The 12,196-nt window shown below is 69.8% G+C and carries 10 protein-coding genes; all 10 read left to right on the forward strand.

The features are described 5' to 3' along the window. Window positions 1–97: 97 nt before the first annotated feature. The 10 genes from ACH4EW_RS16110 (at window position 98) to pnuC (ending at window position 12,187) form a co-directional block, all read left to right on the forward strand. Window positions 98–1,783, forward strand: a complete 1,686-nt coding sequence (locus ACH4EW_RS16110) for a CTP synthase (protein WP_398256924.1) — start codon at window positions 98–100, stop codon at window positions 1,781–1,783. 89 nt (window positions 1,784–1,872) lie between these two features. Then, window positions 1,873–2,499: an NUDIX domain-containing protein gene (locus ACH4EW_RS16115; protein ID WP_398256926.1), complete on the forward strand. Its 627-nt coding sequence runs from the start codon at window positions 1,873–1,875 to the stop codon at window positions 2,497–2,499. Between the two features lie 451 nt (window positions 2,500–2,950). Continuing rightward, window positions 2,951–5,014 (forward strand): tetratricopeptide repeat protein, encoded by a 2,064-nt coding sequence (locus tag ACH4EW_RS16120; protein ID WP_398256928.1) that lies wholly within the window; start codon window positions 2,951–2,953, stop codon window positions 5,012–5,014. 143 nt (window positions 5,015–5,157) lie between these two features. Then, window positions 5,158–6,273 carry an alanine dehydrogenase gene (gene ald, locus ACH4EW_RS16125; protein ID WP_398257640.1) on the forward strand — a complete coding sequence of 372 codons (1,116 nt, stop codon included), beginning with the start codon at window positions 5,158–5,160 and terminating at the stop codon, window positions 6,271–6,273. 399 nt (window positions 6,274–6,672) lie between these two features. Continuing rightward, window positions 6,673–7,791, forward strand: a complete 1,119-nt coding sequence (locus ACH4EW_RS16130; protein ID WP_327366550.1) for a ParA family protein — start codon at window positions 6,673–6,675, stop codon at window positions 7,789–7,791. Beyond that, the gene (locus ACH4EW_RS16135; RefSeq protein ID WP_398257642.1) at window positions 7,788–8,420 is read left to right on the forward strand and encodes a hypothetical protein; all 633 of its coding nucleotides are present in this window, start codon (window positions 7,788–7,790) and stop codon (window positions 8,418–8,420) included. The genes ACH4EW_RS16130 and ACH4EW_RS16135 overlap by 4 nt, the downstream gene beginning before the upstream one ends. 109 nt (window positions 8,421–8,529) lie before the next feature. After that, window positions 8,530–9,603, forward strand: coding sequence for a segregation/condensation protein A (locus ACH4EW_RS16140; protein ID WP_398256931.1), 1,074 nt, complete (start codon window positions 8,530–8,532; stop codon window positions 9,601–9,603). Then, window positions 9,600–10,247, forward strand: coding sequence for an SMC-Scp complex subunit ScpB (gene scpB, locus ACH4EW_RS16145; RefSeq protein WP_398256934.1), 648 nt, complete (start codon window positions 9,600–9,602; stop codon window positions 10,245–10,247). The genes ACH4EW_RS16140 and scpB overlap by 4 nt, the downstream gene beginning before the upstream one ends. After that, window positions 10,247–11,353, forward strand: coding sequence for a pseudouridine synthase (locus ACH4EW_RS16150; protein ID WP_398256937.1), 1,107 nt, complete (start codon window positions 10,247–10,249; stop codon window positions 11,351–11,353). The genes scpB and ACH4EW_RS16150 overlap by 1 nt, the downstream gene beginning before the upstream one ends. Window positions 11,354–11,482: 129 nt before the next feature. After that, the gene (gene pnuC / locus ACH4EW_RS16155) at window positions 11,483–12,187 is read left to right on the forward strand and encodes a nicotinamide riboside transporter PnuC (protein ID WP_398256939.1); all 705 of its coding nucleotides are present in this window, start codon (window positions 11,483–11,485) and stop codon (window positions 12,185–12,187) included. Window positions 12,188–12,196 lie beyond the last annotated feature (9 nt).

Here is a 12,196-nt window from a genome sequence, read left to right on the forward strand (position 1 = left end):
CGAGGCCCCCGAACCGCAGCGACGGCACCTCCGGAATCTCCGGACGGCAACGCCGGTACGCACCTCACGATCGCGACCACGGGAGCCCCCTTTGGCTATGCAGCCCACATCCACGACGACCAAGCACATCTTCGTCACCGGGGGTGTCGCCTCGTCCCTCGGCAAGGGTCTGACTGCTTCCAGCCTCGGTGCCCTGCTCAAGGCGCGCGGCCTTCGGGTCACCATGCAGAAGCTCGACCCGTATCTGAACGTCGACCCGGGCACGATGAACCCCTTCCAGCACGGTGAGGTGTTCGTCACCAACGACGGCGCCGAGACCGACCTGGACATCGGCCACTACGAGCGCTTCCTCGACGTCGACCTCGACGGCTCCGCCAACGTCACCACCGGCCAGGTCTACTCGCAGGTGATCGCCAAGGAGCGGCGCGGCGAGTACCTCGGTGACACCGTGCAGGTCATCCCGCACATCACCAACGAGATCAAGCACCGCATCCGCCGCATGGCGACCGACGACGTCGACGTCGTCATCACCGAGGTCGGCGGCACGGTCGGTGACATCGAGTCGCTGCCGTTCCTGGAGACCGTCCGCCAGGTCCGCCACGAGGTCGGCCGGGACAACGTCTTCGTCGTGCACATTTCGCTGCTGCCCTACATCGGCCCGTCCGGCGAGCTCAAGACCAAGCCGACCCAGCACTCCGTCGCCGCGCTGCGCAACATCGGCATCCAGCCCGACGCCATCGTGCTGCGCGCCGACCGTGACGTACCGACCGCCATCAAGCGCAAGATTTCGCTGATGTGCGACGTCGACGAGGCCGCCGTGGTGGCCTGCGTGGACGCCAAGTCGATCTACGACATCCCGAAGGTGCTGCACACCGAGGGCCTGGACGCCTATGTCGTGCGCAAGCTCGACCTGCCGTTCCGCGACGTCGACTGGACCACGTGGGACGACCTGCTGGACCGCGTCCACAACCCCGACCACGAGGTCGCCGTCGCGCTTGTCGGCAAGTACATCGACCTGCCCGACGCCTACCTCTCGGTCACCGAGGCCATCCGGGCCGGCGGCTTCGCGAACAAGGCCCGGGTCAAGGTCAAGTGGGTCGCCTCCGACGACTGCAAGACCCCGGCCGGCGCCGCCAAGCAGCTCTCCGACGTCGACGCGATCTGTGTCCCCGGCGGCTTCGGCGACCGCGGTGTCAACGGCAAGATCGGCGCCATCCAGTACGCCCGTGAGAACAAGGTGCCGCTGCTCGGCCTCTGCCTCGGCCTGCAGTGCATCGTGATCGAGGCTGCGCGCAACCTGGCCGAGATCCCCGACGCCAACTCCACCGAGTTCGACGCCGCCACCGCGCACCCCGTCATCTCGACGATGGAGGAGCAGCTGGCGTACGTCGAGGGCGCGGGCGACCTGGGCGGCACCATGCGGCTCGGCCTGTACCCGGCGAAGCTCGCCGAGGGCTCGCTGGTCCGTGAGGCGTACGACGACCAGCCGTACGTGGAGGAGCGTCACCGCCACCGCTACGAGGTCAACAACGCCTACCGCGCCGAGCTGGAGAAGAAGGCCGGCCTGGTCTTCTCCGGCACCTCCCCGGACAACAAGCTCGTCGAGTACGTCGAGTACCCGCGCGAGGTCCACCCCTATCTGGTCGCCACCCAGGCGCATCCGGAACTCCGCTCCCGCCCGACCCGTCCGCACCCGCTCTTCGCGGGTCTGGTGAAGGCGGCCGTCGAGCGCAGGACCGGCGCCGGTGCCGCTGGCAAGCGGGGCGCCACCTCGGGCAAGTAGTCCGGCGGTACGCAGGCGTTAACGTTGACCGGGGTACGGATCCGCTGAGGATGCGTGCCCCGGTTTCTGTTCTTTGTGGGAGGACGTAGATGGGTTTCCAGGACACGCCCGAGGAGTGGCAGGTCACCGCGACCGAGACGCCCTTCACCGGCAACAAGACCAGCGTCCGCACCGACGAAGTGGTGATGCCCGACGGCAGGGTCGTGCGCCGCGACTACCAGGTCCATCCGGGCTCGGTAGCCGTGCTCGCGCTCGACGAGGAGGACCGGGTCCTCGTGCTGCGGCAGTACCGCCACCCGGTGCGCCACAAGCTCTGGGAGATCCCGGCCGGACTGCTCGACATCCCCGGTGAGAACCCGCTGCACGCGGCCCAGCGCGAGCTCTACGAGGAGGCGTACGCCAAGGCCGAGGACTGGCGGGTGCTGACCGACGTCTACACCACACCGGGCGGCTGCGACGAAGCCGTACGGATCTTCCTGGCCCGGAATCTCTCCGAGGCCGACGGGGAGCGCTTCGAGGTTTCCGAGGAGGAGGCCGACATGGAGCTGGCCCGGGTGCCGCTCCAGGAACTGGTACGCGGCGTGCTCGCCGGGGATCTGCACAACAACTGCCTCGTGGTGGGCGTCCTCTCGCTCGCGGCGGTGCTCGCCGGTGACGGAATCGACTCGCTGCGTCCGGCCGAGGCGCCTTGGCCGGCCCGCCCGTTCGAGATCTGACGGTTCGTAAGGATCGTGTCGACGCCGCCTGCCCATTTGCGGACTGCCCTCGAGTCCGGCGGTTTGCAGGCCTCGAGTCCGGCGGTTTGCAGGGATCGTCCGAGGGCCGGGTCTCCGCTAAGGGCTGTCCCGTAATCCCTGGTGGGCGCACGACGACAGCTGCGGCACCTCGCCGCGTTGTCGGAACGCCCGAATACATCCAGTATTCGGGTGTCCCTCCGCCTTGCGATGCACCACATCTGACGCCGCGCGCTGATCCACCACGGATTACGGGACAGCCCTTAGGCCACTGAATGGTTCACTGATGTCCTCCGGTCGGAAAAGGTGCTGATCCGGTCGGGGGACCTCCACGCCGTGCTCCACGGAAATCGTCCATACGCCTGAACTACGCTCGGAATGCCCTGACCGGAGTCCCGGCGGGCAACGCGTGCAGCGAAGTGGAGCGTGGCCCGTGACGGATCAGGCGGTGGACACCAGCGGCCCGGCCAAGCCGGCGGGAGCCGAGGAGCCGTCCGGCACCGTCCCACCCCAATTCTTCGGCCGTGACCGTGAGTTGAAGGAGCTTCGGTCCGACATCGAGCGAGCCGGACTGGACACCCTGGCCGGTCGCAAGGCCGCCCGTGCCCGGGTCCTGCTGATTGCCGGACGCCCCGGCTCCGGACGCACCGCACTTGCCGGCGAGCTCACCCGCCGGCTGCTCTCCACCGACGACCACCCCGACGGTCTGCTCCGGGTCAGGCTCACCGAACCCGGCGGCACACCGGTGCCCACCGAACGCACCGCCCGCGAGCTGCTCGACCAGCTGGGGGTGGCGGGGCCGCCGGGCGCGGACGGGGACGAGCTCTCCGAGATGGTCCGCAAGGCGCTCAGCGGGCGCCGCGCCCTGCTGCTCCTCGACGACGCCGTGGACGCGGAACAGGTCGACCCGCTGCTGCCGGACAACCCCGACTGCCTGGTCGTCGCCACCTCCGAGGGCCCGCTGACCGGTATCCCCGGTGTCCGCCCCTGCACCATCGGCGGCCTGGACGCGGGCTCCGCCGTCCGGCTGCTGGCCCGCATCATCGGCCAGGTCAGGATCACCGTCGACCCGCGCACCGCCGAGACCCTCGCCGAGGAGTGCGCCGGTCTGCCGGCCGCTCTGGTCATGGTCGGCGGCTGGCTCGCCGCTCACCCCATGGCGTCGGTCGCCGATGTCACCAAACAGCTGCGCGAGCTGCCGGACGACACGGAGCAGTCCACCGGCGCCCGCCCGCTGGCTCGCGCCTTCCGGCTGGTCCATGACTCCCTGCCGCCGACCGCCGCCCGGATACTGCGACTGCTCTCCCTCGCCCCCGCCGGACTCGCCGACGCCCACACCGCCTCCGCACTGGCCGGCTGCTCCGTCTCCGCCGCCCGGACGACCCTCGACGACTTCGTGGCCCTGGGACTGCTGCGTTCCAATGGGGCGGACGAGCCGCAGTACGAGGTGCCCGGCTGCCTCGCCCCGCTGCTACGGGCGCTGCTGGAGGCCAGGGACCGGCCGGCGGAGATCCAGCTCGCCTGGGCCCGGATGCTGGAGCGGACCGTACGGCTGCTGCAGTCCTGCCGGGCGGTCACCGACCCCGAGGGTTCCCCGGCCCGCCGCAAGCTCGCCGGGCTGCCGCGCTCGCTGCGCTTCCCCAGCCCCGATGCGGCCGCCGAATGGCTGCGGATCCGTCGGCCCGCCCTGCTGGCTTCGGCCAGGCTCGCTGTAGAGGACGGTGAACTCGACACTCTGGCAAGGCGGTTGGTGGCCGCGCTGGTGCGGGCGCTGGCCGTGCACCAGGGCACCGAGGCGGCCGCGCCCGAGCTGTACGGACTGCACGGTCTGGTTCTGGCCGTTGCCGAGCGGCGCGAGCTGCCGCGCGAACGGGCCGCCGCGCTGCTCAACCTCGCCGACCTCGATGCCAGGACCGGCCGTACACGGGAGGCGCTGGCCCGCTACCGGGCCGCGCTGGACGCCGGACGGGCCGCGAAGGATACGTATGCCACCGGCCGCGCGATGGAATCCGTAGGCGGCGCGTACGCCGAGCTGGGGGACTTCCAGCGGGCATCCGACTGGTACGGCCGGGCGCTGGCGCAGCGGCTCTCCCAGGGCGAGCGGGCCGACGAGGCGCGGCTGTACGGGCGGCTCGGCGCCGTCCACACCTATGCGGGGCGGTACGGCGAGGCGTTGCGGAACTGGCGGGCAGCCGCGGCCGGGTACCGCAGGCTCGGCGATGCGCCGGCCCAGGCGCGGGCGCTGAGCGAGGCGGCCCGGGTGCAGGAGTACGCGGGCCGGCCGCGCGAGTCGCTGCACACCTGCCAGGAGGCCGTTCAGTGGGCCAGGAGGGCCGGGGACGTACGGCTGCAGGCGGCGCTGGAGCTCCGGCTGGCCGACACGTTCGAAAGGCTCGGAGACCCGACTGCGGCCCGACTGCACCGGGGCCTGGCCGACAGATTGCTGGGCGATAAGGGTGCAGCCTACGAAATCCGTAGTGCAGTGACTGAAAATTAATGCTTTGTAAGGCTAGACAGCGCGAAGCCCTTCATTAGAATGGCTCTACCGCGTGCGTTCGCGGTGTCTCCAATTACGCAGTGTCTATCCGGGTATGTATAGCTATGCCCGGGTAACTCTCTGAGCCAAGGACCGTGATCGACGTGAAGGTCGGTATCCCCCGCGAAGTCAAGAACAACGAGTTCCGCGTGGCGATCACGCCCGCCGGTGTGAACGAGCTCGTACGCCACGGCCACCAGGTCGTCGTCGAGGAGAACGCCGGGGCCGGCTCCTCCATCACGGACGAGGAGTACATCGCCGCCGGGGCGCAGATCCTCCCCACCGCCGATGAGGTCTGGGCCACTGCCGACCTGCTGCTCAAGGTCAAGGAGCCGGTCGCAGAGGAGTACCACCGCCTCCGCAAGGACCAGACGCTCTTCACCTACCTGCACCTCGCCGCCTCCCGCGAGTGCACGGACGCGCTGCTGGAGTCCGGCACCACCGCCATCGCGTACGAGACGGTCGAGACCGCGAACCGCGCGCTGCCGCTGCTCGCCCCGATGTCCGAGGTCGCGGGCCGGCTGGCCCCGCAGGTCGGCGCCTATCACCTGATGCGCTCGGTCGGCGGCCGCGGCGTGCTGCCGGGCGGCGTCCCGGGTACCGCGCCCGCCGAGGCCGTCGTCATCGGTGGCGGCGTCTCCGGCTGGAACGCCACGCAGATCGCCGTCGGTCTGGGCTTCCACGTCACGCTGCTCGACAAGGACATCAACAAGCTGCGCGAGGCCGACAAGGTCTTCGGCACCAAGGTGAAGACGGTCGTCTCCAACGCCTTCGAGCTGGAGAAGGCCGTCCTCGAGGCGGACCTCGTCGTCGGCGCCGTGCTCATCCCGGGTGCGAAGGCCCCGAAGCTGGTCACCAATGAGCTCGTCGCCAAGATGAAGCCCGGAAGTGTACTTGTCGACATTGCGATCGACCAGGGCGGCTGCTTCGAGGACTCGCACCCGACGACGCACGCCGAGCCGACCTTCAAGGTCCACAACTCGGTCTTCTACTGCGTCGCCAACATGCCGGGCGCGGTGCCGAACACCTCCACGTACGCCCTGACCAACGCCACGCTGCCGTACATCCTGGAGCTCGCCAACCGCGGCTGGGTCGAGGCTCTGCGCCGTGACGCGGCACTCGCCAAGGGTCTCAACACCCATGACGGACAGGTCGTTTACCGTCAGGTGGCCGAGGCTCACGGCCTGGAGCACGTCGAGCTGAGCTCGCTTCTCGGCTGACGGACCCCCAGAGCCCAAAGGGCGTGGGAGGGGCCCCCTCGTATCCCGTCAACCTCATGCGTCCGGCCGGACCTTGCTCAGCAAGGTCCGGCCGGACGCATGCCGGGCCCCTGTGAGGCCCTCGTCCAACTCGCCTCGAACGCAACCCTTCAACCGATTCGTGCACCCGTTAAAAGTGTGCCGGGCGGCTGTGTGCTCTTGACAGGGAGGTGTTCGATTGCCGACACATCGAGCCGGGTCCGGGGGATTGTGTTGCTGCGGAGCGGTGACACGCCATAGAGTCGCCAATCGTCGGCATGGTGCCACGCTGACCTATCGATAAGTTTCCTGGTCACGTCCAAGGAGGTAAGACGACTTGTGAATGAGTCGACATTTACTCCCGGGGGTGTTCAACCAGGGATGCCTGCACGGGGCCAGGGCCCGAACGGGCTGGAGGCTGTCGGCTCCGTCGCTGTCCGCACCTTCGCCACCCACCAGCACATGACGACAGCTCCCCAGATGATGGACGGCCTACACGTGAACGCCATGGCCGGCAACGAGAGTGGCCGAGAGACCGCCCACTTCGCCGACTTCGACGAGGTGCCCCAGGGGCACTTCTACGACCCCGACGCCGAGTACGAGCCCGATCCGGAGTACGCGGCCACCCTCGCGCCCGACGCTGCCCGTCAGCGCCGCGAGCGGATCGGCCCGACCGGTCGGCCCCTGCCCTACTTCCCGATCCCGGGCCCGCTGACCGATCACGGTCCTGCGAAGATCATCGCGATGTGCAACCAGAAGGGCGGCGTCGGCAAGACCACGTCGACCATCAACCTGGGCGCCGCACTCGCGGAGTACGGACGCCGCGTCCTGCTCGTCGACTTCGACCCGCAGGGAGCCCTGTCGGTCGGGCTCGGCGTCAACCCGATGGAGCTCGACCTCACGGTCTACAACCTGCTCATGGAGCGGGGCATGTCGGCCGACGAGGTCCTGTTGAAGACCGCGGTCCCGAACATGGACCTGCTGCCCAGCAACATCGACCTGTCGGCTGCCGAAGTGCAACTGGTGAGCGAGGTGGCCCGGGAGTCCACGCTGCAGCGTGCCCTGAAGCCGCTGATGGCCGACTACGACTACATCGTGATCGACTGTCAGCCCTCGCTGGGCCTGCTCACCGTGAACGCCCTGACGGCGGCCCACAAGGTGATAGTGCCGCTCGAGTGCGAATTCTTCGCGCTGCGAGGTGTGGCGTTGCTCACCGAGACCATCGAGAAGGTCCAGGAGCGGCTCAACCCGGATCTGGAGCTCGACGGCATCCTCGCCACCATGTACGACTCCCGTACGGTGCACAGCCGCGAGGTCCTCGCGCGCGTCGTCGAGGCCTTCGACGATCACGTCTACCACACGGTCATCGGGCGCACGGTGCGCTTCCCGGAGACCACGGTCGCCGGTGAGCCCATCACCACGTACGCCTCCAACTCGGTCGGTGCCGCCGCCTATCGCCAGCTCGCCAGGGAGGTGCTCGCCCGGTGTCACGCCGAGTGAGTCTGCCCGGGGCCGACGAACTGTTCCGCACCACCGGGGGGATGGGACTTCAGGCCTCGTCCCCCGTGGACCGGCGGCGCAAGGCGAACGGCGAGGCCCGGGTGCCCGGTCCGGCCGGGGAGAGCGATCCCGCGGCCGACGGGTCCGGGGCAGGCGCGGCGGAGGCCGCAGCCGGCACCGTGGCCCCTTCGCAGGAGGAGCACTCCGCGGCGGACGCCGACGCGGGGGAGTCGCGCAGCCGCGGCGGTGACGGTGACCGGGGTGCGGTGGCAGGGCAGTCGGGGCGCAGGCCTCAGCAGCCCTCGCCGTCCACGCAGCCAGCCGCGCCGTCGTCCGCGCAGGAGGTGGTTCCCGCCCCCGCCGTTCAGCAACAGCAGCGCAGGCGCGGAGGCGGACGCGGGGCGAACCGGCGGCCCAGCGGCCGGGAGCGCCACGACGAGAAGATCACCGTCTATGTCTCGGCCGAGGAACTGATGGACCTCGAACACGCCCGTCTTGTGCTCCGCGGGGAGCACGGGCTCGCGGTCGACCGCGGGCGGATCGTCCGTGAGGCGGTCGCGGTGGTTCTCGCGGACCTGGAGTCACGGGGCGACGCGAGCATCCTCGTACGGCGGCTGCGCGGCCGCTGACCGGTGGGGCGCCGGTAGCCTGCCCGGAGTGCCGCCGCCGGCCGAGTGGTCGGGACCTTTCCGTACGGGCCGCTGCCCGCCGCCCGTATCCCGCTGCCCCTGGACCTTCATGCCGACGACCGACGAGCCCGCCCGTATCCCTCGCCGCCCCTTGGGGCGCGGCCCGGGCGGTCGGTCCGCGCCCGGGCCGGCGGGGGAGCGGGGCATCGGCCGTGAATCCGCCGCCCCGCCTCTTCCCGGGGCCGCGGAAGCGTTCCCGGACCTGTTGGTGGCCGATGCGACGGCGTCCGCCGGGACCGCCGCCCCCGAGGTGCCCGTGACGCCCCCCGAGTCCGCCGTACCGACAACGCCCGGCTCGCCCCCCGGGTCCGCCGACGACGGGCGTTTCACTGTTCGGCTGGCGAACTTCGAGGGACCGTTCGATCTGCTTCTGCAGCTCATCTCCAAGCACAAGCTGGATGTGACCGAAGTCGCACTGTCCAAGGTCACCGACGAGTTCATGGCGCACATCCGCGCCATGGGGCCGGACTGGGATCTGGATCAGACCACCGAGTTCCTCGTCGTCGCCGCGACCCTGCTCGATCTGAAGGCCGCCCGGCTGCTGCCCGCCGCCGAAGTGGAGGACGAGGCGGATCTGGCGCTGCTCGAAGCGCGGGACCTGCTCTTCGCCCGGCTGCTCCAGTACCGCGCGTACAAACGCATCGCGGAGATCTTCAGCGGCCGGCTGGAGTCGGAGGGACGGCGTTTTCCGCGGACCGTGGGGCTGGAGCCGCACCATGCCGAGCTGCTGCCCGAGGTCGTCATCAGTATCGGGGCCGAGGGGTTCGCCAAGCTGGCGGAGAAGGCGATGCAGCCGAAGCCCAGGCCGCAGGTGTACGTCGACCACATCCACGCACCGCTGGTCAGCGTGCGGGAGCAGGCAGCGGTCGTGGTGGCGCGGCTGCGGGAGGCGGGGGAGACCAGTTTCCGGGTGCTCACCGAGGATGCCCAGGACACCCTCACCGTCGTCGCCAGGTTCCTCGCGCTGCTGGAGCTTTACCGGGAGAAGGCCGTCGCACTCGACCAGGACGAGGCGCTCGGCGAGCTCCTGGTGCGCTGGGCCGGAAAAGAGGGGGCCGAGCCCGTCGTGACGGACGAGTTCGACACCGAGGTGCGGGACGTCTCCGAGGATGTGAAGGCATGAGTCAGCAGAACACCACCGGCTCCACCGTCGCGGATCTTGATCTCAAGCCCGCCCTGGAAGCCGTCCTCATGGTCGTCGACGAGCCCGCCACCGAGGAGCACCTCGCCAAGGTGCTGGAGCGACCCCGCAGAGCCGTCGCCGACGCGCTGCGGGAGCTGGCCGACGAGTACACCGTGCAGCGCCGCGGTTTCGATCTGAGGCCTGTCGCGGGCGGCTGGCGCTTCTACACACGCCCGGAGTACGCGGCGGCCGTCGAGGGCTTCGTTCTGGACGGCCAGCAGGCCCGTCTCACGCAGGCGGCCCTGGAGACCCTGGCGGTGGTCGCGTACCGTCAGCCGGTCAGCCGCTCGCGGGTCTCCGCGGTCCGCGGAGTGAACTGTGACGGAGTCATGCGGACCCTGCTGCAGAGGGGCCTCGTCGAGGAGGCGGGCGCGGAACCCGAAACAGGTGCGATCCTGTACAGGACGACGAACTACTTTCTGGAGCGGATGGGCCTGCGTGGCCTGGATGAGCTCCCGGAGCTCGCGCCCTTCCTTCCCGAGGCGGACGCGATCGAGGCTGAGACGCTAGAGGGTGTGCCGTCGTTCGATCCGGACGCACCGGACACCCCGGATACTCACGCAGACGACAAGACGGAATTTTGATGCGAAGCAGTGGCAGGAACAGCGGAAGCGGCAGCGGCAAGAGCGGCGGCAACCGGAATCCCCGGGGTGCCGGCGCCGGGCGCGACGGCAAGCAGGAGCAGCGTCCCCGCCGGCCCCGGCCCGAGGAGCGCCGCTACGACGTGGGCTCCACCGGAGAGAAGAGCGGCGAAGGCCCCCGCAAGGGCCGCGGCGCGGCGGCCCGCGGCGGCGCCAAGGGCGGCCCGAAGGCCGCACAGGCAGGCAGCGGCAGGAGCGGCGGCCCGCGCCGTCAGGGTGCCCCGTCGCGTCCGCGTGAGCTCGACGCCAAGATCGAGCAGCGCAACCGGGACAGGTACGCCGGCAAGCCCGTCGTCAGGACGCCCAAGACCCACCCTGGCGCCGAGCAGGAGGGCGAGCGGCTGCAGAAGGTTCTCGCCCGGGCAGGCATGGGATCGCGCCGGGCGTGCGAGGAGCTGATCGAGCAGGCCCGCGTCGAGGTCAACGGCGAGATCGTCGTCGAGCAGGGCATGCGCGTCGATGTGAACAAGGACGAGATCAAGGTCGACGGTCTGACCGTCGCCGCGCAGTCGTACCTCTTCTTCGCGTTGAACAAGCCCGCCGGTGTCGTCTCCTCCATGGAGGACCCGGACGGCCGCCAGTGCCTCGGCGACTATGTCACCAACCGTGAGACGCGGCTCTTCCACGTCGGCAGGCTGGACACCGAGACCGAGGGCATCATCATGCTCACCAACCACGGTGAGCTGGCCCACCGCCTGACCCACCCCAAGTACGGGGTGAAGAAGACCTACCTGGCCGCCATTCAGGGACCGCTCCCGCGCGACCTGGGCAAGCGGCTCAAGGACGGCATCCAGCTGGAGGACGGGTACGCCCGCGCCGACCACTTCCGGGTCGTCGAGAACACCGGCAAGAACTACCTGGTCGAGGTGACCCTCCACGAGGGCCGCAAGCACATCGTCCGCCGGATGCTGGCCGAGGCCGGCTTCCCGGTCGAGCGGCTCGTAAGGACGGCCTTCGGGCCGATCTCACTGGGCGACCAGAAGTCCGGCTGGCTGCGCCGCCTCACCAACACCGAGGTCGGCATGCTGATGCGCGAGGTCGGTCTGTAAGAGCCCGCTCCGTCCGCTCCACGGCCCGCGGCCGGTTCCTGCTTTCGACTTTCGAACAGGAATCGGCCGCGGGTCTTTTGCTGCGGCCGTTCCTCCTTTATAGTCACTATGACTATTAAGGAGGCGGGAGTGAGTCTCGCGGATGTCCTCGATCCCCTGCAGCAACCCCTGGTGACGGTCCTCGGCACCCCGGTCAGCTGGACCGAGGTGCTCGGCTTCGGCAGTGGGGCGCTGTGCGTCTGGCTCGTGGCCCGCCAGCACCTCGCCAACTGGCCGATCGGCATCGCCAACAACCTCTTCTTCATCCTGCTGTTCAGTCAGTCCGGCCTGTACGCCGACGCCGGCCTCCAGATCGTCTTCATCGCCCTTGCCGCGTACGGCTGGTGGACCTGGACCCACGGGGGTGGACCAGGTGCACCGGACCTGCCGGTGCGCAGCACCACACGCACCGAATGGGCCTGGCTGCTCGCGGCAGGGGCGGTGGGGGCCTTCGCCCTCACCGTCCTGCTCGACCACGCCACCGACTCGACCGTGCCCTTCTGGGACGCCCTGACGACCGCGCTGTCCCTGACGGCGACGTACGGGCAGTGCCGGAAGCTCGTGGAGTCGTGGTGGCTCTGGATCGCTGCCGATGTGGTGTACATCCCGCTGTACGCGCACAAGGAGCTCTATCTGACCTCCCTGCTGTACGTCGGCTTCCTCACGCTCTGCCTGATCGGCCTGCGCAACTGGAAGCGCGATCTCGCCGTCCAGCAGCAGTGTCAGCCCGTGGAGGTGGCGGTGGCACCCGGGTACGGGGCCGGCGTGGGCCGGGGGCGTGGGGGGTCGCTGTGAGCGGTTGGT

This window comes from Streptomyces sp. NPDC018000 (assembly GCF_044328025.1).
In the GTDB taxonomy this organism is placed as follows: Bacteria; Actinomycetota; Actinomycetes; order Streptomycetales; family Streptomycetaceae; genus Streptomyces.

Bases quoted from the DNA above. Each gene is read 5' to 3' on its own strand.
- ACH4EW_RS16110 (WP_398256924.1), top strand. From the start codon at position 98: ATGCAGCCCACATCCACGACGACCAAGCACATCTTCGTCACCGGGGGT.
- ACH4EW_RS16115 (WP_398256926.1), top strand. From the start codon at position 1,873: ATGGGTTTCCAGGACACGCCCGAGGAGTGGCAGGTCACCGCGACCGAG.
- ACH4EW_RS16130 (WP_327366550.1), top strand. From the start codon at position 6,673: ATGCCTGCACGGGGCCAGGGCCCGAACGGGCTGGAGGCTGTCGGCTCC.
- ACH4EW_RS16140 (WP_398256931.1), top strand. From the start codon at position 8,530: ATGCCGACGACCGACGAGCCCGCCCGTATCCCTCGCCGCCCCTTGGGG.
- scpB (WP_398256934.1), top strand. From the start codon at position 9,600: ATGAGTCAGCAGAACACCACCGGCTCCACCGTCGCGGATCTTGATCTC.
- ACH4EW_RS16150 (WP_398256937.1), top strand. From the start codon at position 10,247: ATGCGAAGCAGTGGCAGGAACAGCGGAAGCGGCAGCGGCAAGAGCGGC.